We start from the raw sequence: 22,141 nt of genomic DNA, 5'->3' as shown, positions 1-22,141 counted from the left end.
TCCCTAAATTCGCTGCTCGGGCCAGTCGCGCCCGCCATTGTCTCTGATGTTCTCTGATATATAGGGCGTTCGCATTGGCAAAAACCATCATCGAGCTGAAGAAGGCGGATTTGACGCTCGGCAATGCCGCCGCATCGGTCCATGTGCTGAAGGGCATCGATCTCACCGTCATGGAGGGTGAGGCCGTCGGCATCGTCGGTCCGTCCGGCTCCGGCAAGTCCACGCTGCTGATGGTGCTGGCCGGCCTCGAAAAACTCGACAGCGGCGAACTTCTGATCCGCGACACGCCGCTGCATAGCCTGAGCGAAGATCGCATCGCCGATTTCCGCGGCCGCAACATCGGCATCGTCTTCCAGTCCTTCCACCTGATCGCCAATATGACGGCGCTCGAAAATGTCGCCGTGCCGCTGGAGCTTGCCAATGTCCGCGATGCCTTCGAAATCGCCAGGCGCGAGCTGGAAGCGGTAGGACTGGGCGAAAGGCTCAATCACTATCCCGGACAGCTCTCCGGCGGCGAGCAGCAGCGTGTGGCGATCGCCCGCGCGCTGGCACCCTCGCCGGCCGTTCTGATCGCCGACGAACCCACCGGCAATCTCGACACCGATACCGGCCGGCAGATCGCCGACCTGCTCTTCGCCCAGCAGGCCGAGCGTGGCACGACCATGCTGCTCGTAACCCACGATCCCGCTCTTGCCGCCCGCTGCTCGCGCCAGATCCGCGTCCGCTCCGGCGAAATCGAGAATGACAGCGCCCGTGCCCGTACCAGCCAGGCGGCGATGGCATGAGCACGGCGGGATTGCGCCTGCCGCTCGCCTTCCGCCTTGCCCTGCGCGAGTTGCGCGGCGGCCTTGGCGGCTTCTATATCTTCCTCGCCTGCATCGCGCTCGGCACCGGCGCGATCGCCGCCGTAAACTCGGTCTCCCGCTCGATCACGGATGCAATTTCGACACAAGGGCAGTCATTGCTGTCTGGCGACGTTCGCTTCGAGCTGCGCAATCGCGAGGCAACACCCGAAGAACTGGCCTATCTTCAGGGCCTCGGCAAGCTGTCCCGCTCCACCAATCTGCGCTCCATGTCCCGCCTGCCGGATGGCTCCGATCAGGCACTGGTCGAGGTCAAGGCAGTCGATGATGCCTATCCGCTCTACGGCACCTTCGAGGCCGACCCGAATGAGCCGCTCCCGACCCTGCTGGCCGTCAAGGACGGCACCTATGGTGCGGTCGTTGCGCCCTTGTTGCTCGAGCGCCTGAACCTGAAGGTCGGCGGCGATCTGCTGCTGGGCAACGCCAAACTGCGCATTACCGGCACCATCACCACGGAGCCGGATGCCGTCTCCGAAGGCTTCGGTTTTGCGCCGCGCCTGCTCACCAGCCGCGATGCCCTGACCGCCTCCGGCCTGATTACAACAGGCAGCCTCGTCGAACAGGCCTATCGAATCCGCATGGATAATCCGGCCGCCGGCCTGCGCAACATCAGCGACCGCGCCAATGCCGCTTTCCCGCAGGCAGGCTGGTCGATCCGCACCAGTGACCGCGCCGCGCCCCAGCTTGCAGACAATGTCACCCGCTTCTCGCAGTTCCTGACGCTCGTCGGCTTGGCCGCCCTGATCGTCGGCGGCGTCGGTGTCGCCAACGCCGTGCGCGCCTTTCTCGATTCCAAGCGCACGACCATCGCCACCTTCAAGTGCCTGGGCGCGCCGGCTTTCGTCGTGGTGCTGATCTATCTGATCCAGATCGCCATCATCGCGCTTGCCGGCATCGTGGTCGGCCTCGTGCTCGGCGCCATAGCACCCATGATCGCTTCCCAGTTCATGGCCGAGTTCCTGCCGATTTCGACGGCGCCTCGGCTCTATCCCGGCGCGCTGACGCTTGCCGCCCTCTTCGGCTTGCTGACGACGCTCGCCTTTGCCATTCCGCCGCTCGGCCATGCCCGCGAGGTGCCGGCAACGGCGCTGTTCCGCGAGCAGGGCTTCGAGGCGCGTCGCCTGCCCGGCTGGCCTTACCTGCTCGCCGCCGGCGTGTTGATGGCAGCCCTTGCCGCCTTGGCGATCGTCACCGCCTATGACCGCTTCATCGCCATTGTCTTTGTCGTGTCGATCGCTGGAGCTTTCGTCGTGTTGCGCGCCGTTGCCGCCCTGCTCTCCTGGCTTGCCCGCCGCAGCCCACGCGTGAGCTCGCCGGCCCTGCGTCTGGCGATCGGCAACATCCACCGGCCGGGCGCGCTGACCTCATCCGTCGTGCTGTCGCTCGGCCTCGGCCTGGCGCTCCTGGTGACCTTGACGCTGATCGACGGCAACATGCGCCGCGAGCTGATGGGCCGCATGAGCGAGCAGGCGCCGAACTTCTTCTTCGTCGATATCCAGGGGCCGGAGCTGGAAGGCTTCCGCAAGATCGTCCTCGACATCGATCCAAAGGGCAAGCTCGTCGAGGCACCGATGCTGCGCGGCCGTATCGTCGCCTTCAACGGCGAGGATGTTACCAAGATGAAGGTGCCGGCTGCCGGCCAATGGGTCCTGCGCGGCGATCGCGGCATCACCTATGCCGATACAGTGCCGGAAAACGCCTCGGTCACGGAAGGCAAATGGTGGGACAAGGATTATAGTGGCGAACCGCTGGTCTCCTTCTCCGAAGAGGAAGGCAAGGCGCTCGGCTTGAAGCTCGGCGACAAGGTCACCGTCAACGTGCTCGGCCGCAACGTCACCGCCAAGATCGCCAGCTTCCGCAAGGTGCAATGGCAATCGCTGTCGATCAATTTCGTGATGATCTTCTCGCCCAATACCTTCAAGGGCGCGCCGCACGCCTGGCTGGCGACCCTGACCGACACATCGGCCACCTCCGAGCAGGAAGCAACGATCCTCCGGAAAGTCACCAACACCTACCCGACCATCACCAGCGTCCGCGTCAAGGACGCGCTCGACGTCGTCAACACGCTGGTAGGACAGCTCGCGACCGCCATCCGCTCCGCAGCTTCAGTGGCGCTGATCGCATCCGTACTGGTGCTGGCCGGAGCGCTCGCCGCCGGCAACCGCGCCCGCACGCACGATGCGGTCATCCTCAAGACGCTCGGCGCGACGCGGGCGACGCTGATCCGCGCCTTCAGCTACGAATATCTGATCCTCGGCGCCGCAACCGCCGTCTTCGCACTGATCGCCGGGGCGGCATCCGCCTGGTATATCGTCAGCCGCATCATGCATCTGCCCTCGGCCTTCCTGCCCGATGTCGCCTTCTCAACCCTGATTATCGCTCTGGTGCTGACAGTGGGTATCGGCCTGATCGGCACCTGGCGCATCCTCGGCCAGAAAGCCGCCCCGGTTCTGCGCGAACTCTGATTCGTTCCCGGGATCGGCGGAAAGCCTCCCAAACGGCGCGATATTACAGCGATTTAACATCGGCCCTGTCGCTAGACCCTTGTCTACAAGGCTTGAAAGCCTCATATTCTGTGCAGGCATGCTGGAGCTCCGCAGCGGCGCCTGGGTCCGAGAGACCCGACACCGTACTCACATCGGAGCTTAAAAGAGGAAAACATGGCTGACTTTCGCAATTACCAAAACCGGGCGCAGAGCGGTGCGCAATCCGGTGCGATGATAGACGAGGGCCTTCGAGCCTACATGCTCAAGGTCTATAACCTGATGGCGCTGGGTCTGGCGATCACGGGTGTTGCCGCCTATCTCTCCTTCTCGCTCGCTTTCGCAAACGGACAGATCACGGCCTTCGGCCAGGCGATCTATCTGAGCCCGCTGAAGTGGGTGGTCATTCTCGCCCCGCTGGCGATGGTCTTCTTCCTGAGCTTCAGGATCAATCGCATGAGCGTGGCCGCCGCGACGACGACCTTCTGGGTCTACGCCGCGCTGGTGGGCCTGTCGCTGTCGTCGATCTTCATCATCTACACCGGCCAGAGCGTCGTGCAGACCTTCTTCGTGACCGCGGCCTCCTTCGGCGCGCTGTCGCTCTACGGCTACACGACCAAGCGTGACCTGTCGGCGATGGGCTCGTTCCTGATGATGGGTCTCTTCGGCCTGATCATCGCGACGCTCGTCAACATCTTCCTGGCTTCGTCTGCCCTGCAGTTCGCTATCTCCGTGATCGGCGTGCTGATCTTCGCAGGCCTTACCGCCTATGATACGCAGCGGATCAAGGAAATGTACTACACCGCCGACGATGCGACCGTCGCCGGCCGCAAGGCGATCATGGGCGCTTTGTCGCTCTACCTCGACTTCATCAACCTGTTCATGTTCCTGCTGCAATTCATGGGCAATCGCCGTTAATCGCAGCGCATGAAACGAGCAACGGAAAGGCGGCTTCGGCCGCCTTTTTTATTTGCCTGGCCACAGGCGCTACGGTTTGATAGCTGCCATCGCAAATCACAGATCAGGCAGCAAGAAACACATGTCCGTCAGCCTCCGCAGCGCTACCGCAGACGACCTTCCCTATATCACAGCAATCTATCGCGACTCCGTCCTGAATGGCACGGCAAGCTATGAGATCACGCCACCGAGCCAGGAAGAAATGGCAGCGCGTTTCCAGGCGATCCGTGACAAGGGCTATCCCTATCTCGTCGCAGAAGACGAAGCCGGCACGTTTCTCGGCTATGCCTATGCCTCATCGTTCCGCACGCGGCCGGCCTATCGCTGGATGGTGGAGGATTCGATCTATCTAGCGCCGGAGGCCCGAGGGCGCGGCGTCGGCAGGCTGCTACTCGATGCCTTGATTGAAAGCTGCCAGACGCTCGGCTTCCGCCAGATGATCGCCGTCATCGGTGGCGCCCATCCCGCCTCCGTCGCCGTACATCGCGCCGCGGGCTTCACCGAAACCGGCCTGTTGAAAGGCACCGGCTACAAGCACGGCCGATGGCTGGATACGATGCTGATGCAGAAGGCATTAGGTGAGGGCACCAACACCGATCCGGATCCGTCGGTTTATCCGGGGACGTTGTTTGGGGGGTAATATCTACCTACTGGTCGAGCCTCAAATACCCCCTCTGTCCCTTCGGGACATCTCCCCCACAAGGGGAGAGATCGTTCGGAGTTTGACGCGCGTTGCTTGCAAGACAAGAGACCACAATTTCAACAGGTCCGATGCTCACTTGAGATCAGGGAGTGACGCAGGTTACCAATCTACCCCCTTGTGGGGGAGATGTCAGCGAAGCTGACAGAGGGGGGTGCCGCACTCTCCGCGTGATACATAGCCAATGACGCGAAACTACTTCTCCACCAGCTTCAGCTGCTTGTCGAACACCTTCAGAACTTGGCTCAGGTCATGGCCGCGCTTCAGGATCATGCCGCTGGTATTGACGACTGAAAAGGCGCCCTGCTTGGCCGAAAGCTTTGGATTCTTTTCGATGCGGAAGAGCGGCATCTCGCCGGAGCGCTTGAAGACGGAGAAAACCGCCTTGTCCTTCAAATGGTCGATGGCATAGTCGCGCCACTCGCCCTCGCCGACCATGCGGCCATAGATCCAGAGAATCGCATCCAGCTCCCGGCGATGAAAGGTCACCGGTAACGGGTCTTTGCTCTGTTTGTATTCTCTGAGATCAACGACGACGGATGAATTGGTATCGACGGAACGGCTTTCACCGTGTCTCAAATCCGGCTGATCAGTCATCAATCCCCCAGGGGCTATCTCATGACAGGAGAATGACAGTTTGCCTCAGCCGCATCAAATTGCAAGACGGCTGACGGCTCACAATTTCTTTCCCAGGTCCCAAAGCACCTCGTCAGTGCCGCATTTCAGCCAAAACGACGCCCAATTTACAGGAAGTATAGAGGGCCGTTTGGCGCCGCCGCGTCAAACGGCCCGGCCGGGGCGCATCGATTAAACCCCAGCCCCGAATGCGTCCTCGCCGGGCACCTCCCCTTTTTGGCACAGGCCAAAATAGGGACCTTTTTGACCTGAGCCGAAATGCAAGGTCTCCGGCAAGGCTGGAAAAGCCGCTCAGCCGTCTGAGCCAACAGTCAAAACAGTGGCCCCGAGAATGGCAGCCGGATCGCCCGAAGGCGTCGACGACTGCAAGAGGACGGCAAGGCCTCTTCGGCCGGCCTTATCCAGCACATTGGACGGCAGCACGAGGCTCATGGCCTTGCCATCCCACATGCCCACCGTCTGGACATCCGATACCGCGTGCATATAGGCGATCTGCTGACCGGTATTCTCGCCACCCTTCGGCGCCACCATCTGTTCCTTGTCGAAATAGACGATGACGACATTGGCTTTGCCCTGGCCCGCTCCGATCTTGATCTCAAGCTCGTCGCCTTTCATGGCGGCATTCACCGGAACCGTCAGCCCCTCCCCAAGACGCTGAAAGTCATCGATCTTGACGTTGATGGCGTTGAGGTCGGCGCCGTTCATATGATCGCGGCCATTGACGATCGCCTGCGGTGTATAGACGCCGCTGCGCCCCATCGTGCGGGCATAGGCATATTGGCGCGCCGTGTTGTCTTTGGACGCCATCGTATCGTTCCAGCCGAGATAGTTCCAGTAATCGACGTGATAGGCGAGTGCCACGACATTGCCCTGGCGGATCAGCTTGCGGAAGGCCGCATCGGCCGGAGGACAGGACGCGCAGCCCTGCGAGGTGAAGAGCTCGACGACGCCCTTGATCTTCGCCGCTTCCTGCGCATGCAGCGAACTTGCGAGCGCGATGCCTGCCAGAAGTGGAACCAAAAATCGAAGGCGCATTTCTATCTTACCTCTGCATCCAATCTTGAGCACCGTCTGCCTACACGGGCTCCGAAACACTCGCGCTTCTTGCGGCGATCAGGCCATATCAAGCCCGAAAAATCTGAAACAAGAGATAATAGTTTAGCACGATGACGCAAAGTCACGATGGGGTGAGGCCGTAGTGAGCTCGAGGGCCTGCCGTACACATCACCGTGAAAAACAGGAGGCCGCCGGAAGAGTTTTCCGGCGGCCTCCAGGAATGGCGTTTAAAACCTATCAGGCAGCGAGATCGCGCAGAACAGTCTGCAGGATGCCGCCATTGTTGACGTAGACGACCTCATCCAGCGTATCGATACGGCAGATGATCGGGATGTCGCGAACCGTGCCGTCACCATAGGTGACCTTGGCGATCTTGCGCTCGCGCGGCTTGATATCAGCCAGACCTTCAATGGTGACGAGCTCGTCACCCTTCAGGCCGAGGCTTGCCCAGGTGGTGCCGTCCTCGAAGACGAACGGGATGACGCCCATGCCGACGAGGTTCGAACGGTGGATACGCTCGAAGGACTGAGCGATCACGGCGCGTACGCCGAGCAGGTTCGTGCCCTTGGCAGCCCAGTCGCGCGAGGAGCCGTTGCCGTATTCGACACCGGCGAAGATGACGAGCGGAACGCCCTCTGCCTTGTACTGCATCGCCGCATCGTAGATCGACGTCTCTTCCTTGGACGGATAATGGATGGTGTAGCCACCTTCCTTGCCGTTCGGGCCGAGCATGTGATTGCGGATGCGGATGTTGGCGAAGGTACCGCGCATCATGACTTCATGGTTGCCGCGGCGCGTGCCGTACTGGTTGAAGTCGGCAACACCGACGCCATGACCGATGAGGTACGAACCGGCCGGCGAGGCAGCCTTGATCGAACCGGCCGGGGAAATGTGGTCGGTGGTGATCTTGTCGCCGAAGAGGCCGAGAACGCGAGCGCCCTTGATGTCGGAAACGCCGGCACCCTTCTTGCCCATGCCCACGAAGTAAGGCGGGTTCTGGACGTAGGTCGAGTTGTCGTCCCAGGCATAGGTCTGGCCCGGAGGAACCTGCACGGCCTGCCAGTTGGAGTCACCCTTGAAGACGTCGGCATACTTGCTCTCGTAGAGCTCGCGGGTGACGTACTTCTGGATGAACTCCTGAACTTCATGCGAGGTCGGCCAGATGTCCTTGAGGTAGACCGGCTTGCCGTTCTGGTCCTCGCCGATCGGCTCCTTGGTCAGGTCGAGCTGCACAGAGCCTGCGAGCGCGTAGGCGACGACGAGCGGCGGGGACGCCAGGTAGTTGGCCTGGACGTCGGGCGAGATACGGCCTTCGAAGTTGCGGTTGCCCGAGAGCACGCCCGATACGATCAGGCCCTTGTCGTTGATCGTCTTCGAGATCGGCGCCGGCAGCGGGCCGGAGTTGCCGATGCAGGTGGTGCAGCCGAAACCGACCAGGTTGAAGCCGAGCTTGTCGAGATCGGCCTGGAGGCCGGACTTGGCGAGGTATTCGCCGACGACCTGCGATCCCGGTGCCAGCGAGGTCTTGACCCACGGCTTGGTCTTCAGGCCCTTGGCAACGGCGTTGCGGGCGAGAAGGCCGGCTGCGATCAGCACCGACGGGTTGGAGGTGTTGGTGCAGGAGGTGATGGCAGCGATGGCAACGTCGCCATGGCCGATATCGAAATCCGTGCCTTCGACCGCATAGCGGTTGGAGAGCTGGCCGGGCTTCTTGTATTCGGTTTCGAGCGAGGTGGCGAAGCCGGAAGCAATGTTTTCCAGCGCGATACGGCCTTCCGGACGCTTCGGGCCAGCCATCGACGGCACGACATCGTTGAGGTCGAGTTCCAGCGTGTCGGTGAAGACGAGGTCGGAACCGTCGTTGTCGCGCCACATCCCTTGAGCCTTGGAATAGGCTTCAACGAGCGCGATACGATCCTTGGCGCGGCCGGACATGTTGAGGTAGTTCAGCGTTTCCTTGTCGACCGGGAAGAAGCCGCAGGTCGCGCCGTATTCCGGACCCATGTTGCCGATGGTGGCACGGTCGGCGAGCGGCATGTTGTCGAGGCCAGGGCCAAAGAATTCGACGAACTTGGAAACGACGCCCTTCTTGCGCAGCATCTGCACGACGGTCAGCACGAGGTCAGTCGCGGTGACGCCTTCCTTGAGCTTGCCGGTCAGCTTGAAGCCGATCACCTCAGGCAGCAGCATGGAGACCGGCTGGCCGAGCATGGCGGCTTCAGCTTCGATACCGCCGACACCCCAGCCGAGAACGCCAAGGCCGTTGATCATCGTCGTGTGCGAATCGGTGCCGACGCAAGTGTCGGGATAAGCGATCGTTTCGCCGTCTTCTTCCTTGGTCCAGACCGTCTGGCCGAGGTATTCGAGATTCACCTGGTGACAGATGCCGGTACCGGGAGGAACGACGCGGAAGTTCTTGAATGCCTGCTGGCCCCACTTCAGGAAGCGGTAGCGCTCGCCGTTGCGCTGGTATTCCAGCTCGACGTTCTTGGCGAAAGCCTGCGGCGTGCCGAATTCGTCGACGATGACGGAGTGGTCGATGACGAGGTCGACGGGAACGAGCGGGTTGATCTTTTCCGGATCGCCGCCGAGCGAAACCATCGCGTCGCGCATGGCAGCAAGGTCGACAACGGCCGGAACGCCGGTGAAGTCCTGCATCAGCACGCGCGCCGGGCGGTAGGCGATTTCGTTCTCGACGGTGCCCTTGTTGGTCAGCCATTCGGCGACGGCAAGGATATGTTCCTTGGTGACCGACTGCCCGTCTTCAAAACGCAGCAGGTTTTCCAGAAGCACCTTCATGGAGTAAGGCAGCTTGGAAACGCCGGGCAGACCATTCGCCTCAGCTTTCGGAAGGCTGAAATAGACATAGTCTTTCCCGCCCACGGTCAGCGTGGAACGACAATTGAAACTGTCAAGAGATTTAGACACGAGATACCCCGTTTCTGATAGCCAACACAGTCGTGCGAACGCCTATGCACTTTATGCACATCAGGATGCGGGTACGGCCATTTCCGCTGTCCGCACGTAAGGCAGAAAACCTTAAGTTCGGCGCAAGGATGAAATTCACGCCGACCGCTGGCGTGGTTGCAGGTCTTATAGATAATTTCGTAAAGACTTGCCAGAGTGACAAGATGCAAATTTGGACAATTTTTTGCGCACTGCGGCAAAGACAATAGGGAAAGCCTGAGCGAATGCATCTAAGCGCTGAAAATCTGGCGGCAAGGCGGGGCGAAGACCTGATTTTCTTGAATGTTTCCTTCAACTTGGCAGGTGGCGACGCCTTCGTTCTGACAGGCCGCAACGGGTCGGGAAAGTCAACGCTTCTGCGCGTTGTGGCGGGCCTTCTCAGGCCGGAAAAAGGCCGTGTCACATTCACCGGAAACGATGGCGAATCCGGCCGGCCGGCCGGCGAAGCCAGCCACTATCTCGGCCACCGCAATGCGATGAAATCCGAACTGACAGTCGCGGAAAATCTGACCTTCTGGAAAACCTTCCTCGGCGACATGGCAGGCGGCCGCGGCCTTGATATCGATGAAGCCGTCGACGCCGTCGGCCTTGCCGGCATCACGCATTTGCCCTTCGGCTACCTCTCCGCCGGCCAGCAGCGCCGAATCGCTTTCGCCAAACTTCTGGTCGCCCACCGCCCCATCTGGATCCTCGACGAGCCGACGGCAGCGCTGGACAGTTCGGCCGACCAGCTTTTCGCCGATCTCATCACCGCACATCAGAAGACCGGCGGCATTGTTCTTGCTGCGACGCACCAGCCGCTGGGATTGGAGAATGTGCAGGAAATGCGGATGACGGGGTTTGCCAGGGTGAGTGAGGGGGTATGGGGGTGAGTTCGATGCTTTTGCCTACGCCGCACCTTCAATACCCCCCTCTGTCCCTTTGGGACATCTCCCCCACAAGGGGGGAGATTGTTGGGAGTTCGCCGCACCTGCTTGCAAAACCAGGAGGTCCAACTTCTGCTTCCACGGATTCGATGTTAGCTCGGGGCATGCGCGCACCACAAATCACCAATCTCCCCCCTTGCGGGGGAGATGTCGCGACAGCGACAGAGGGGGGTATCCCGACTATCTCTCAGCATGAAAGAGTCTCCCCATGACCGCCCTCTTCCTCCGCGACCTCAGACTTTCGGTGCGCGCCGGCGGCGGAGCGCTGATCGGCATCCTTTTCTTCCTCACCGTCGTCGCTGTCATTCCCTTCGGCGTTGGCCCCGATCTGAAGCTCCTCTCGCGCATCGGCCCGGCCATCGTCTGGATCGGCGCGCTGCTCGCGAGCCTCCTCGGCCTCGACCGACTGTTCCAGGCCGAACGTGACGACGGCTCGCTCGATCTGCTCGTCATGCAGGAAACACCGCTGGTGCTGACGGTCTTCATCAAATGCGCGGCGCATTGGGTGGCGACAGGCCTGCCCCTCGTCATCGCCTCGCCTCTGCTCGGTCTCTTTATGAATATGAATGAGACGGCGATCGGTGCTACAGCGCTCACCCTGCTCGTCGGCTCGCCAGCGATCACCTTCATCGGCGCGGTCGGTGCCGCCGTTGCCGTGGCGCTGCCGCGCGGCGGGCTGCTGGTCTCCATTCTCGTGCTGCCGCTGACCATCCCGGTGCTGATCTTCGGCGTCAGCGCCACCTATGCCGCCGTCGAAGGGCCGCAGCCCTTCCTGCCGCCATTCCTGATCCTGATCGCGCTCACCCTGTTCTTCGCCGTGATCGGCCCGGCCGCTGCCGCCCTCGCGTTGCGGAACACGACTGATTGATCAGAGCAATTCCAGGAAAAGTGCGAGGCTGTTTTCCGTCCGGAATTGCGTAATAACAAAAGGGTAGAGCGTTTTCGCGTTTCGAAGAAAAGCGGAAGGGCTCTGATGGAGATACTGTTTCGTCGATCTGAGACAATGCGGTCGATTGCCGGAAAAGCCATATCGGGTTAAACAAGCCGCATGAGCGATATCAGCCCTGCGATCAGCCGTTTTTCCGACCTCGCCAACCCCACGCGGTTTCTGGCTTTTTCGGCGCGTCTCATTCCCTGGCTGGCGGTCATCTCGGCCGTGCTTTTCGCGATCGGCCTCTATCTGTCATTTACGACCGAAGGCGATTACCAGCAGGGCGACACCGTCCGCATCATGTATATCCATGTGCCGTCGGCCTGGCTGTCGATGATGTGCTACACGATCATGAGCATGTCGGCGATCGGCACGCTCGTCTGGCGCCATCCGCTCGCCGATGTCGCCGGCAAGACGGCCGCCCCGCTCGGCGCCGCTTTCACGCTGATCGCGCTGGTGACGGGCTCCCTCTGGGGCAAGCCGATGTGGGGTACCTATTGGGTCTGGGATGCGCGCCTGACCTCGGTCTTCATCCTCTTCCTGATGTATCTCGGCCTGATCGCGCTGAACCGCGCCATGGACGATCCGTCCAAGGCCGCCCGCGTCGCCTCGATCCTGACGCTGGTCGGCTTCATCAACATCCCGATCATCAAGTTCTCCGTGGACTGGTGGAACACGCTGCATCAGTCGGAAAGCATCATGCGCATGGATGGCCCGGCCATCGACGCGGAATTTCTCTGGCCGCTTTTCATCATGGCGCTCGCCTTCACGCTGCTGTTCTTCACGCTGCACCTGATGGCGATCCGCAACGAGATCTGGCGCCGCCGCATCACCACGCAGCGCCGCATGGCCGCGCGCATGGCAAGCCGGGAGGAATAGCATGTCGCACCCCTTCTACGTCTTCGGCTCCTATGGCTTTGCCGCCTTCATGATCCTTGCCATCATCGCGTGGGTATGGATCGACGGGCGCCTGCGCCGCCGCGAACTTGCGGCACTCGAAGCCTCCGGCATCCGCCGCCGCTCGCAGCGCCCGACCGAGAGCGAGACGAAATGACTGCCGATACCGACAATAAGGATCAGCCGAAATCAAGCGGCACAACACGCTATCTGCTGGCGCTGATCCCGCTGATCGTCTTTGCCTGCATCGCCTTTGCCGTCGGCAAGGTCATGTATGACCAGCAAGTCCACGGCACCGATATTTCCGCCATCCCCTCGGCCCTGATCGGCACCAAGGCGCCGAAGCTTGCGCTGCCGCCGCTTGCAGGCTCCAACCTGCCGGCGCTGACCGATGACGCCATCAGGGGCAAGCTGACGCTCGTCAACGTCTTCGCCTCCTGGTGCATTCCCTGCCGCGACGAGCATCCGGTGCTGAAGGAACTCGCCAAGAGTGGCCAACTCAACATCGTGGCAATCAACTACAAGGACACGAGCGAAAACGCGCTGCGCTTCCTCGGCGAACTCGGCAATCCCTACAACGCCATCGGCATCGACCCAAACGGCTCCGCCGCCATCGACTGGGGCGTCTACGGCATTCCGGAATCCTACCTCGTCTCGCCTGACGGCACGATCCTCTACAAGCAGGTCGGCCCCTTCACGCCGACCAGCCTGAAGGAAGGGCTCTATCCGGCGATCGCGAAGGCGCGAGGGAAATCGACAACTTAGACACCTTCTCTGCTCGGAGAAGGCGGCAGCAACAACAACCCGCCCTCGTGGTTCGAGGCTTCAGCCCTACGGGCTTCGGCACCTCACCATGAGGGCTAATCTCTGTCCATCAACCGCTAAAGCCGCTCCACCTCATGGTGTGGTGCCTTGTTGCCGAAGCGATAGCGTAGGAAACAAGGCTTCGAACCACGAGGTGGCCAAGAGGCCAGCTCACCTTGAAGACGCCGCCAAATCCGGCAGTCGCTAAATCCCACCCTGCCAGGTCTTGATCGCCTCGACCGGCCAGACCAGCATCAGCACGTTGAGCGTGAGATTGTCGCGGATCAGATAGCCGGTAAGCAGCTCGAAGAAGATGGCGATGACAATCGTCACCAGCACCGGCGCACGCCAGGCGAACAGGAAGCCGACCACCATGAACACCGCATCCATCGACGAATTGAGGATGCTGTCGCCGACATAGTCGAGCGAGATCGTTGCCGCGCGATAGCGGTTAATGATGATCGGGGAATTTTCCAGCAGCTCCCAGCCGGATTCGATCAGCATGGCAACGAAGAGCCGCATCGACAGCGGCTTGCCGCGCATGATCAGATGCGTGAGGCCGAAGAAGAGGAATCCGTGAATGATGTGCGACGGCGTGTACCAGTCGGCGATATGCTGCGAATTGCCGCTCGATTTCACCACGGGCTCGAAGAGCTTCACGTAGCCGCAGGTGCAGATCGGCACGCGGCCCATCATATATTCCGCGACGATCTGCACGAGTAGAACGGCGGCGCAGGCGATGAACCAGAAGCTTTGCTGCCGGTAGCGGTTTTGTGCGTCGATCGCTTCGGTCATTTCCCGCCTTCCACCGGCGGCTCGACCGTGTGCTTCATGATGAGCGGCATCTGCGACAGCGTGAAGAGGATGGTAATCGGCATCGTTCCCCAGACCTTGAAATTGACCCAGAGATTATCCGCCGCCTTCGTGTCGGGCAGGTAGAGCCAGTTCGAGCCGCGCCAGACGACTTCATTGAGGATGGCAAGCACGAAGAAGAAGATGCCCCAGCGCAGCGTCAGCTTGCGCCAGCCCTCGGCATCGAGCTGGAAGGCGGCGTTGAAGACATAGCCGAGCAGCGACTTTCCGAAGGCAAGGCCGCCGAGCAGCGCGACGCCGAACAGCGCATTGACGATGGTCGGCTTCATCTTGATGAAGGTTTCGTTCTGCAGGTAAATGCCGAGCGCGCCGAAGATCACCACGACGATCCCGGAGACGAAGGGCATCAGCGGCAGATGGCCGAGCATGACCTTCGAGACGATGAGCGAGATCACCGTCGCCGCCATGAACAGGCCGGTGGCGACGAACAGCGGACCGCCAAGCGCCGCCAGCTGCGGAAAATGCTGCACCAGCCAGTCGCCGCGCAGATTGCCGAAGAAAAACACCAGCAAAGGCCCGAGTTCCAGCACCAGCTTCAGCATCGGATGATGTTTGTCGGCGGCACTTGGGGTGAGATCGCTGTCGCTGGTCGTCATTGCGGCACTTTCGCTATCGTCGAATTTGTTCTTGTCGTTCATTGGCTGCTTCCGGCACCTGTTCCGGCAATCGCATTGGCGAAATCCTCGGCCTCGAACGGCTCAAGATCGTCTACACCCTCGCCGACGCCGATGAAATAGACCGGCAGCTTGTGCTTGGCCGAGATGGCGACGAGAATGCCACCGCGCGCCGTGCCATCGAGCTTCGTCATGATCAGGCCGTTGACGCCGGCAACATTGCGGAAGATTTCCACCTGGTTCAGCGCGTTCTGGCCCGTAGTGGCATCGAGCGTCTGCAGCACGGTATGCGGCGCATCCGGATCGAGCTTGCCGAGTACGCGCACGATTTTCTCGAGCTCGGCCATCAGCTCCGCCTTGTTCTGCAGGCGGCCGGCCGTATCGATGATCAGCACATCGCTCTTGTTGGCCTTGGCCTGCTGGAAGGCATCGAAGGCAAGGCCAGCCGCGTCGGCGCCAAGCTTGGTACCGATGAATTCCGACTTGGTACGGTCCGCCCAGATCTTCAGCTGCTCGATGGCGGCGGCGCGGAAGGTATCGCCGGCGGCGACCATGACCTTCAGCCCGGCACCGGAAAGCTTCGCAGCCAGCTTGCCGATCGTCGTCGTCTTGCCGGTGCCATTGACGCCGACGACGAGGATGACATGCGGCTTGTGGCTGAGATCGAGCTGCAAGGGTTTCGCGACCGGCTTCAGCACCTTGGCGATTTCCTGCGCCATGATGCGGCCGACATCTTCGCTTGTGACATCCTTGCCGTAGCGCTCGGAAGCAAGAGTGTCGGTGACGCGCATCGCCGTCTCGACACCGAGGTCGGCCTGGATCAGCAGATCCTCCAGCTCCTGCAGCGTCTGATCGTCGAGCTTTCGCTTGGTAAAGAGTGCCGCGATCTGGCCGGTCAGCTGCGACGAGGTGCGCGCGAGCCCGGCGCGCAGGCGCTGGAACCAAGAGAGCTTTTGCTTCGGGGCTTCCGGAGCCGGCGCGGGGGCCGAGGCGGCGGTGGAGAAGCCCTTGGGCAGGATGGGGGCTGATGGAGTTTCGGTGACTTCCGAGGAAGGTTCGGAGCGTGCTTCGGTTTCCGTGCTTTCAGACGAAGGTTTCAAGTTTGCCGAAGTTTTCTCGCCCCCCTCTGTCCTCTCGGACATCTCCCCCACAGGGGGGGAGATCGGTTCGATGGGGTGCTCTTCCGAAACTACACTGGCTTCAGTATCGGCAGGTTGCTCCGGTTCGAGTGCCTGAAGGTCGTCACGCTGCCCTTGCGACTCGGATTCAAAAGAATCGGGAGTCTCAGCAGCCTCAATCTCTTTCGCGCCGGAAACATCCGCCTGGCTTTCAGCCTGGTGCTCTTGCTTCGCCGGCGCGGCATCCTCCAAACGATCTCCCCCCTCGTGGGGGAGATGTCCAGAAGGGACAGGGGGGGGCGACGCGGGCTCGACAAATTCGGAAGCCGGCGAAACATCCACGGCAGGCGTTTCAACCTTCGTCAAATCTTCCGCAGGCGCCTGCTCCTCGGCCGGCTTTTCACGGCCGAAGGTGAAGACTTTTTTGATGAAACCGAGCGCCATGAAATGTCCGTTGAAGCATTAGGCCGCGTCGGCGGCCAGAAGTTGCATGTCGAGGTGCTTGCCATTGTGGCCGGTGATTGCGACCTGCACAAGGTCGCGCGGGCGAAGGCCGGGGGCGGCGACAAGCGTGAAGTTTTCCGTATGCGCCAGCCCGCCATTCTCCACAAGCAGCCATTGCCGCGTGCCAACCATCTTGTTGAGATGAGCCTGGTGCAATCTTTGCCCAGCCTCGCGCAGACGCGCGGCGCGTTCCTTGATCAAGCCGCGATCGAGCTGCGGCATGCGGGCAGCGGGCGTGCCGGGGCGCGGGCTATACGGGAACACGTGCAGATGCGCGATACCGGCCTCCTCCGCAAGCCCAACGGCATTGGCAAACATCTCCTCCGTCTCCGTCGGAAAACCGGCGATCATATCCGCGCCGAAACTCGTCTCGGGGCGCAGGCGACGCACGTCCTCGATAAAGCGAAAAGCATCGGCGCGCGAATGCCGCCGCTTCATCCGCTTGAGGATCATGTCGTCGCCATGCTGCAGCGAGAGATGCAGATGCGGCATGAAACGAGGCTCGTCGGCGATGAGATCCATCAGATGCTGATCGGCCTCGATGCTGTCGATGGAGGAAAGCCGCAGCCGGCGGATTTCCGGGATCTGCTTCAGCAGCGTCTTGGCAAGCAGGCCAAGCGTCGGCGTCCCCGGCAGGTCGGCGCCGTAGCTGGTGGCGTCGACGCCGGTCAGCACGATTTCGCGATAGCCGCTTTCGACCAGGTTGCGTGCCTGATCGACGACGGCGCCCATCGGCACCGAACGCGAATTGCCGCGGCCATAGGGAATGATGCAGAAGGTGCAGCGATGGTCGCAGCCATTCTGCACCTGAATGAAGGCTCGCACATGGCCGTCGATATGGCGGATCATCTGCGGCGCGGTCGCCCGCACGCTCATGATGTCGTTGACGCGCAGCTTCTCTTCCGCCGAAACGCCGAAATCCGGCAAGGAGCGGTAGGAAGCGCTCTTCAGCTTTTCCTCGTTGCCGAGCACGGCATCCACCTCAGTCATTTCGGCAAAGGTCTGCTTTTCGGTCTGGGCAGCGCAACCAGTCACGATGATGCGCGCATGCGGATTGTCGCGGCGCGCGCGGCGGATCGCCTGGCGCGCCTGACGCACGGCTTCGCCCGTCACGGCACAGGTGTTGACCAGAATGGCATTGTTGAGCCCGGCTTTTTCCGCCTCGGCCCTCATCACTTCGGATTCATAGGTATTGAGACGACAGCCGAAGGTAATGACCTCGACCCCGCTCACCGCGCCTGAGCCCCCTGCTCCGGATCGCGCGAGAAGCTGCCCGTGACCGGATCGACGGTACCGGACCATTCCCATTCGGCAGGCCCGGTCATGACGACATGATCGTTACTCTCAAGCCATTCGATGGTGAGCTTGCCCGGCGCAGGCGCGGAGGCGACGTCGATCGTCACCTTGCGGCCGGTGCGGCCGGTGCGGGCGGCACTGACGGCTGTCGCACAAGCCGCCGATCCACAGGCAAGCGTCAGGCCGGCGCCGCGCTCCCAGGTGCGGGTGCGCACAAGCGTCGGCGACAGCACCTGCGCCAGCGTGATGTTGGCGCGCTCGGGAAACATCGGATGATTTTCCAGCAGCGGGCCGAAACGATCGAGATCGAAGGACATCGGGTCCTTGTCCACCCAGAAGATCGCATGCGGATTGCCCATCGAGGCAACCGAGGGCGAATGCAGGACGGGATTGTCGATCGGCCCGATCTGCAGCTCGATGCGGCTGGTATCGGCAAATTCCTCGGCAAGCGGAATCTTGTCCCAGGCAAAGACGGGCGTGCCCATATCGACCGAAATCGTGCCGTCCTCGTGCTCCCTGGCATTCAGAATGCCGGCCACTGTCTGGAAGGTAAAGACGTGTCTGCCGGTTTCCGCCGCCAGCGCCTGCACGACGCAGCGCGTGCCGTTGCCGCAAGCCTGCGCCTTCGTGCCATCGCAGTTCAGAATATCGATCCAGGCGTCGGTGCCCTGCAGCTTCGGATCGTGGATCGCCATGATCTGATCGAACTGGGTGGCGGGATCGGCATTGAGCGCGATCGCCGCCGCTGGCGTCACCACATCCTTGCGGCCGCGCATATCGACGACTAGGATCTTGTTGCCAAGCCCGTTCATCCTCGCGAATTCGACCGTATTGCTCATGATGCCATGTCCGTCCGTGTTTTCGAGCTGTATATGGCGGAATTGCGGGGGAATTACCAGTGGGATGATGGCTTGCGACGTGGTGCGGCGAACCATGCGCAGGCTGAGTGCTAGTCGGATCTACGCAACTCCGTCGCAAAGAGACCGTAACGAGTACCGTGGCCGGCAGCGATGATATGGGTACCGGTCGCAAGGCCTTTCCTGAATTCGTCTGACACACCGCACACTTTGTCGAAACCGATTATAAGCCCCTGAAGCTGCAAGGGCGAATAGCAATGCTTTTCATAGTGGTTGTCGGCGCGACCGACCGTATATGAAAGCTCTGCATGATGCCCAACGACCAAGGCCAGCATCATAGGCCAAGCCATGACCCCCACCATATAGCCTCCAAAGTAACCGAGAACTGGAGAAAACAGGATGCCCAGAACCGGCTTCAACCCCTGTTCATACGTTCCGTTTTGCAACTGCCTGGTGGCGCCAGCCAACACTAGACAGAACAAAAGCAGCCCGGTTCCCACGCCCACTGCGACACCCTGCCAACCTATTGATGCTATCCATTCCGTCGAGGGAAGGAAGCGATAGCCTGCGACCCCGGTACAGATCACAAAAAGGATCACAATTAGTAGGCAGAAGATAATCCAGCCAAAACTCAAAAGCACAGCCGCTCTTATCAGGATGTGCTTGCTTCTCCAGTCCCCAGATCCGCCCATCAAACAACCGCCATCGAAACTTATCTACGAATCATATCATGTACCATCGGTTGTTAGTTCAAGATGTATGCACAAACTGCGATCGATTATTGTGCTACGGCCTGCGGCTGATTGAAGTCGTCAGCATGAGAGTGTCGCCGGCCTGTTGCTCCACTCTGCTTCATAGGAATCGTCGGACGCCGACCTATCTTCAAAAAAATCATTCGCCGTGTCGGATTGCCGAAACTCCGCACGTCCTAGGCTCGTCCACTCCGTCAAACCAGAAGGATTTTGACAATGCCGAATACCATACGCCTGCACCGCGTCCTCGCCACCAGCCCGGAAAAGGTCTATCGCGCATTCATCGAAGCGGATGCGCTTGCCAAGTGGCTGCCGCCGAACGGCTTTGCCTGCACCGTGCATCATCTGGAACCGAGCGTCGGCGGCACGTTCAGAATGTCGTTCCGCAACTTCACGACGGGCGAAAGCCATGCTTTCGGCGGCGATTTCCGTGAGCTGATCCCGGGCGAGCTGGTGCGTTATACCGACAAGTTCGACGACCCGAACCTACCGGGCGAAATGGAAGTGACCGTGACGTTGAAGAAGGTCCTCGTCGGAACCGAAGTCAACATCACCCAGGCCGGCGTGCCCGATGTCATTCCGCCGGAGGCCTGCTATCTTGGCTGGCAGGAATCGCTGATCAATCTCGCAAAGCTCGTCGAGCCAGAGATCAACCAGTAAGTCGTCAAGACTTTCAAGATTCAGCCCCCTCTCCCCCCGGGGAGAAGGGGCTTTCGGCCTGAACGACAGATTCAGCCAACAGGCACGTCAAAAACTTCCCCTGCCCGGAGCGGACGAAAGCGATCCGGCTCCACGCCCTCCGCCTTCAGCGCAGCATCCAGCGCGTGAACTGGCGCATCGATGCCCTCATCCGTCAGCTGGAAGGTCGCGAAGTGATGGCCGGCGACATAGGCGGCCTTGCAGAGCTTCATGCCCTTCACCGCTTCTTCCGGATTCTGGTGCTGCCCCTTCATGAACCAGCGAGGCTCGTAGGCGCCGAAAGGCAGGATCGCGAGGCGGAAACCACCATGCTTGCTGGCGGCCGCCTCATAATTGACGCCGCCGTGAAAGCCGGTGTCGCCGACATGGTAGATCTTGCCCGCCGGCGTTGTCAGTACGAAGGCCGCCCAGAGCGCCATGCGCCTGTCGCCCATGCCCCGCGCCGACCAGTGATGGCAGGGCTCGACATCGATGGTCACCCCAGCCCTGAAAGCGATGCGGTCACCCCAGTCGACTACGGTGATATCGGCGTCGGGAACGGCGCGGCGGATGATCGTGTCGTTGCCGAGCGGCGTGAGGATTTTCGGCCGGTGCGCCTGCTGCAGGCGGACAACCGTTGCGAGATCGAGGTGGTCGTAGTGATTATGCGTCACCAGCACGAGGTCGATATGCGGCAGGTCCTCGAAGCGGATGCCGGGCGGCACCACGCGCTTCGGTCCGACGGATCGAAAAGGGCTCACCCGCTCCGACCAGACCGGATCGGTCAGGATGTTCAGCCCGGCAATCTGCACCAGCATCGATGCGTGCCCGACCATGGTGACCCGCATCTGCTCGCCGAACACATGTCTGTCGGGCTTGGCCGGCGGAAAGGCGCTGATGACGGGATTGGGCCAGCGCACCCGACCGCCACCGAGCTGCCAGCGCAGGAGATCGAAGGCCCCGCCCGGCTCGACGCCACCGGGATTGAAGAAGCGCTGACCATCGAAGTGATCGGAAACGGGACCTTGATAATAGGGATTCTTCTTGGCCGAACCGGATGAGCTGGTCATGCCTTCTCCGCCCCTTCCACATCCGTCGCCTCGCCGGACGGCAGGCCGGCCTTGGCGAACCATTCTTCGACCTCGGAAGCCGTCAGCGCATCCTCAAGCACGACATTCGCCGGCATGGCGAAGAGCTGCGGCGTGAAGAAGCTCGTATCCCACAGCGCCGCGCCTTCGACTGGAGGCGAAAGCAGGATGATCTGCCGGCCATCGATGCGGGAAATCGTCTCGACGGAGGCCTCGCCGGAAATCTCGACAAGGTCTGGCGTATCCGGCTGCACCGTCTGATAACGCCACCACGGCTCGTCATTGCCCTCTTCGGCCACGGTCACGCAGCGCGCCATGTCGACGATGAATCGGTTGGGTGCACGACCGCCGGGAAGCCGCTGGCCGAACGCCGCCTGGATGAGCGTGAAGAGATGAAAGCCGTTGACGATATTCTCATAGCGCAGCCGAAAGCCCTGGCGGCTCGGCAGATGCAGCACCAGCAGGTCGTCGCTGCGGCTCAGGAGCACCTGGCGGACCCAGGCGGCGCCCGGCGTATAATCCTGTAGCTCGGCAAGCTGCGTCATCAGCGCCTTGTTGCCGGCGGCAAGCGCGCGCTCTTGCGGCATGGCGGAAAGATGCGAAACCGCCGACTGGCTGAGCAACTGGAAGGCATCCAGGAGCTGCCTCTGCCGCGGGCTCAGCTCTTTACGCCCGGCAAAGCCACGATGGATCTGCGGCAGCCATGCCAGATAAAGCTCCCATACGGCCGGACCGCTGCGCTGCACGGCGCCGCCCTTTTCGACGATGGTGCCGAGCATGTTGGCAAGAACGGCGGCACCCGGCGGCGGCAGGCGGCTAAGCTCACGCGCCGCCCGCGCCACGATCTTTGGCTGAACATTGGCGCCCGCGTAGAAGGCTTGCGCCGCCTCGTTGAAACGGGCATCGACCCGCCCGCCGGCGTAAGCGCGACAGGCGGCGATAAGATCGGTCAGGGCTGCATCATTCATTCGGAAAGGTCTCGGGGAATCACTTGACGGCGAGGGATCGATACAACAATTGAAGGACGGTGGTACGGTCAAATCGACATGGATATGGCGATCTCAACCGTGCATTTCAGGCATTTCGGCCGCCTTGGGTTGACTTTGCCGGCCTTTTCCTGTTTATCGCCCGCAATCTGCGA

21 protein-coding genes are annotated in these 22,141 nt (G+C 61.3%); 10 read left to right on the top strand and 11 right to left on the bottom strand.

Features of this window, described 5'->3' with window-relative positions:
• Nucleotides 1-74 precede the first annotated feature (74 nt).
• The 4 genes from AC13Q5_RS12930 (at nucleotide 75) to AC13Q5_RS12915 (ending at nucleotide 4,943) form a co-directional block, all read left to right on the top strand.
• The gene (locus AC13Q5_RS12930; protein ID WP_488501903.1) at nucleotides 75-785 is read left to right on the top strand and encodes an ABC transporter ATP-binding protein; all 711 of its coding nucleotides are present in this window, start codon (nucleotides 75-77) and stop codon (nucleotides 783-785) included.
• Nucleotides 782-3,328 carry an ABC transporter permease gene (locus AC13Q5_RS12925; RefSeq protein ID WP_488501902.1) on the top strand — a complete coding sequence of 849 codons (2,547 nt, stop codon included), beginning with the start codon at nucleotides 782-784 and terminating at the stop codon, nucleotides 3,326-3,328. Before AC13Q5_RS12930 ends, AC13Q5_RS12925 begins: the two co-directional genes overlap by 4 nt.
• Nucleotides 3,329-3,523: 195 nt before the next feature.
• Entirely contained in the window at nucleotides 3,524-4,264 is a 741-nt protein-coding gene (locus AC13Q5_RS12920; RefSeq protein ID WP_075853634.1) for a Bax inhibitor-1/YccA family protein, read from the top strand.
• A gap of 121 nt (nucleotides 4,265-4,385) precedes the next feature.
• Nucleotides 4,386-4,943, top strand: coding sequence for a GNAT family N-acetyltransferase (locus tag AC13Q5_RS12915; RefSeq protein WP_075853633.1), 558 nt, complete (start codon nucleotides 4,386-4,388; stop codon nucleotides 4,941-4,943).
• 255 nt (nucleotides 4,944-5,198) lie between these two features.
• On the opposite strand, the gene AC13Q5_RS12910 is transcribed toward AC13Q5_RS12915, so the two are convergent.
• From AC13Q5_RS12910 to acnA, 3 genes are all read right to left on the bottom strand, one after another.
• Nucleotides 5,199-5,600, bottom strand: a complete 402-nt coding sequence (locus tag AC13Q5_RS12910) for a DUF2794 domain-containing protein (protein WP_075853632.1) — start codon at nucleotides 5,598-5,600, stop codon at nucleotides 5,199-5,201.
• A gap of 330 nt (nucleotides 5,601-5,930) precedes the next feature.
• Nucleotides 5,931-6,674, bottom strand: a complete 744-nt coding sequence (locus AC13Q5_RS12905) for a DUF1223 domain-containing protein (RefSeq protein WP_075853631.1) — start codon at nucleotides 6,672-6,674, stop codon at nucleotides 5,931-5,933.
• A gap of 258 nt (nucleotides 6,675-6,932) precedes the next feature.
• On the bottom strand, nucleotides 6,933-9,623 hold the full coding sequence (acnA, locus tag AC13Q5_RS12900) for an aconitate hydratase AcnA (protein WP_488501901.1): 2,691 nt from the start codon (nucleotides 9,621-9,623) through the stop codon (nucleotides 6,933-6,935).
• 263 nt (nucleotides 9,624-9,886) lie between these two features.
• Between acnA and ccmA the strand changes: the two genes are divergently transcribed.
• The 5 genes from ccmA to AC13Q5_RS12875 all read left to right on the top strand — a co-directional run bounded on the left by ccmA (nucleotide 9,887) and on the right by AC13Q5_RS12875 (nucleotide 13,181).
• Nucleotides 9,887-10,534 (top strand): heme ABC exporter ATP-binding protein CcmA, encoded by a 648-nt coding sequence (ccmA, locus tag AC13Q5_RS12895; protein WP_488501900.1) that lies wholly within the window; start codon nucleotides 9,887-9,889, stop codon nucleotides 10,532-10,534.
• Between the two features lie 262 nt (nucleotides 10,535-10,796).
• Complete coding sequence (ccmB, locus tag AC13Q5_RS12890; protein WP_075853628.1) at nucleotides 10,797-11,456, top strand: heme exporter protein CcmB; 660 nt, start codon at nucleotides 10,797-10,799, stop codon at nucleotides 11,454-11,456.
• 180 nt (nucleotides 11,457-11,636) lie between these two features.
• Nucleotides 11,637-12,398, top strand: coding sequence for a heme ABC transporter permease (locus AC13Q5_RS12885; RefSeq protein WP_488501899.1), 762 nt, complete (start codon nucleotides 11,637-11,639; stop codon nucleotides 12,396-12,398).
• Nucleotide 12,399: 1 nt separating this feature from the next.
• A complete protein-coding gene (gene ccmD / locus AC13Q5_RS12880) occupies nucleotides 12,400-12,573 on the top strand; it encodes a heme exporter protein CcmD (protein WP_488501898.1) in 174 nt (57 codons plus the stop codon).
• A complete protein-coding gene (locus AC13Q5_RS12875; protein WP_488501897.1) occupies nucleotides 12,570-13,181 on the top strand; it encodes a DsbE family thiol:disulfide interchange protein in 612 nt (203 codons plus the stop codon). The genes ccmD and AC13Q5_RS12875 overlap by 4 nt, the downstream gene beginning before the upstream one ends.
• Nucleotides 13,182-13,424: 243 nt before the next feature.
• Here AC13Q5_RS12875 and AC13Q5_RS12870 read toward each other — a convergent pair whose 3' ends face one another.
• The 6 genes from AC13Q5_RS12870 to AC13Q5_RS12845 form a co-directional block, all read right to left on the bottom strand.
• Nucleotides 13,425-14,015 carry a DUF2585 domain-containing protein gene (locus AC13Q5_RS12870; RefSeq protein ID WP_488501896.1) on the bottom strand — a complete coding sequence of 197 codons (591 nt, stop codon included), beginning with the start codon at nucleotides 14,013-14,015 and terminating at the stop codon, nucleotides 13,425-13,427.
• Nucleotides 14,012-14,731 carry a septation protein A gene (locus tag AC13Q5_RS12865; RefSeq protein ID WP_457880679.1) on the bottom strand — a complete coding sequence of 240 codons (720 nt, stop codon included), beginning with the start codon at nucleotides 14,729-14,731 and terminating at the stop codon, nucleotides 14,012-14,014. Before AC13Q5_RS12865 ends, AC13Q5_RS12870 begins: the two co-directional genes overlap by 4 nt.
• Nucleotides 14,728-16,269 (bottom strand): signal recognition particle-docking protein FtsY, encoded by a 1,542-nt coding sequence (gene ftsY, locus AC13Q5_RS12860; RefSeq protein ID WP_488501895.1) that lies wholly within the window; start codon nucleotides 16,267-16,269, stop codon nucleotides 14,728-14,730. The genes AC13Q5_RS12865 and ftsY overlap by 4 nt, the downstream gene beginning before the upstream one ends.
• Nucleotides 16,270-16,287: 18 nt before the next feature.
• A complete protein-coding gene (mtaB, locus tag AC13Q5_RS12855; protein WP_488501894.1) occupies nucleotides 16,288-17,562 on the bottom strand; it encodes a tRNA (N(6)-L-threonylcarbamoyladenosine(37)-C(2))-methylthiotransferase MtaB in 1,275 nt (424 codons plus the stop codon).
• Complete coding sequence (gene dapF, locus AC13Q5_RS12850) at nucleotides 17,559-18,464, bottom strand: diaminopimelate epimerase (protein ID WP_488501893.1); 906 nt, start codon at nucleotides 18,462-18,464, stop codon at nucleotides 17,559-17,561. The genes mtaB and dapF overlap by 4 nt, the downstream gene beginning before the upstream one ends.
• Nucleotides 18,465-18,574: 110 nt before the next feature.
• Nucleotides 18,575-19,123, bottom strand: a complete 549-nt coding sequence (locus AC13Q5_RS12845; protein ID WP_488501892.1) for a hypothetical protein — start codon at nucleotides 19,121-19,123, stop codon at nucleotides 18,575-18,577.
• A 327-nt stretch (nucleotides 19,124-19,450) separates the two neighbouring features.
• On the opposite strand from AC13Q5_RS12845, the gene AC13Q5_RS12840 reads away from it, so the two are divergent.
• Nucleotides 19,451-19,894: an SRPBCC family protein gene (locus AC13Q5_RS12840; RefSeq protein ID WP_457880684.1), complete on the top strand. Its 444-nt coding sequence runs from the start codon at nucleotides 19,451-19,453 to the stop codon at nucleotides 19,892-19,894.
• A 71-nt stretch (nucleotides 19,895-19,965) separates the two neighbouring features.
• Here AC13Q5_RS12840 and AC13Q5_RS12835 read toward each other — a convergent pair whose 3' ends face one another.
• Entirely contained in the window at nucleotides 19,966-20,982 is a 1,017-nt protein-coding gene (locus AC13Q5_RS12835) for an MBL fold metallo-hydrolase (protein ID WP_488501891.1), read from the bottom strand.
• On the bottom strand, nucleotides 20,979-21,968 hold the full coding sequence (locus tag AC13Q5_RS12830) for a hypothetical protein (RefSeq protein ID WP_488501890.1): 990 nt from the start codon (nucleotides 21,966-21,968) through the stop codon (nucleotides 20,979-20,981). Before AC13Q5_RS12830 ends, AC13Q5_RS12835 begins: the two co-directional genes overlap by 4 nt.
• Nucleotides 21,969-22,141 lie beyond the last annotated feature (173 nt).

This window comes from Martinezella sp. CNPSo 3964, from assembly GCF_057784375.1.
The sequence above is the reverse complement of the archived record's forward strand: the minus strand, read 5'-3'. Positions and strand labels throughout refer to the sequence as shown.

Excerpts from the sequence above, each read along its gene's own strand:
- AC13Q5_RS12925 (WP_488501902.1), top strand. The coding sequence starts at position 782 with ATGAGCACGGCGGGATTGCGCCTGCCGCTCGCCTTCCGCCTTGCCCTG.
- AC13Q5_RS12920 (WP_075853634.1), top strand. The coding sequence starts at position 3,524 with ATGGCTGACTTTCGCAATTACCAAAACCGGGCGCAGAGCGGTGCGCAA.
- AC13Q5_RS12915 (WP_075853633.1), top strand. The coding sequence starts at position 4,386 with ATGTCCGTCAGCCTCCGCAGCGCTACCGCAGACGACCTTCCCTATATC.
- AC13Q5_RS12910 (WP_075853632.1), bottom strand. The coding sequence starts at position 5,600 with ATGACTGATCAGCCGGATTTGAGACACGGTGAAAGCCGTTCCGTCGAT.
- AC13Q5_RS12905 (WP_075853631.1), bottom strand. The coding sequence starts at position 6,674 with ATGCGCCTTCGATTTTTGGTTCCACTTCTGGCAGGCATCGCGCTCGCA.
- ccmA (WP_488501900.1), top strand. The coding sequence starts at position 9,887 with ATGCATCTAAGCGCTGAAAATCTGGCGGCAAGGCGGGGCGAAGACCTG.
- ccmB (WP_075853628.1), top strand. The coding sequence starts at position 10,797 with ATGACCGCCCTCTTCCTCCGCGACCTCAGACTTTCGGTGCGCGCCGGC.
- AC13Q5_RS12885 (WP_488501899.1), top strand. The coding sequence starts at position 11,637 with ATGAGCGATATCAGCCCTGCGATCAGCCGTTTTTCCGACCTCGCCAAC.
- ccmD (WP_488501898.1), top strand. The coding sequence starts at position 12,400 with ATGTCGCACCCCTTCTACGTCTTCGGCTCCTATGGCTTTGCCGCCTTC.
- AC13Q5_RS12875 (WP_488501897.1), top strand. The coding sequence starts at position 12,570 with ATGACTGCCGATACCGACAATAAGGATCAGCCGAAATCAAGCGGCACA.
- AC13Q5_RS12870 (WP_488501896.1), bottom strand. The coding sequence starts at position 14,015 with ATGACCGAAGCGATCGACGCACAAAACCGCTACCGGCAGCAAAGCTTC.
- AC13Q5_RS12865 (WP_457880679.1), bottom strand. The coding sequence starts at position 14,731 with ATGAACGACAAGAACAAATTCGACGATAGCGAAAGTGCCGCAATGACG.
- ftsY (WP_488501895.1), bottom strand. The coding sequence starts at position 16,269 with ATGGCGCTCGGTTTCATCAAAAAAGTCTTCACCTTCGGCCGTGAAAAG.
- dapF (WP_488501893.1), bottom strand. The coding sequence starts at position 18,464 with ATGAGCAATACGGTCGAATTCGCGAGGATGAACGGGCTTGGCAACAAG.
- AC13Q5_RS12840 (WP_457880684.1), top strand. The coding sequence starts at position 19,451 with ATGCCGAATACCATACGCCTGCACCGCGTCCTCGCCACCAGCCCGGAA.
- AC13Q5_RS12835 (WP_488501891.1), bottom strand. The coding sequence starts at position 20,982 with ATGACCAGCTCATCCGGTTCGGCCAAGAAGAATCCCTATTATCAAGGT.
- AC13Q5_RS12830 (WP_488501890.1), bottom strand. The coding sequence starts at position 21,968 with ATGAATGATGCAGCCCTGACCGATCTTATCGCCGCCTGTCGCGCTTAC.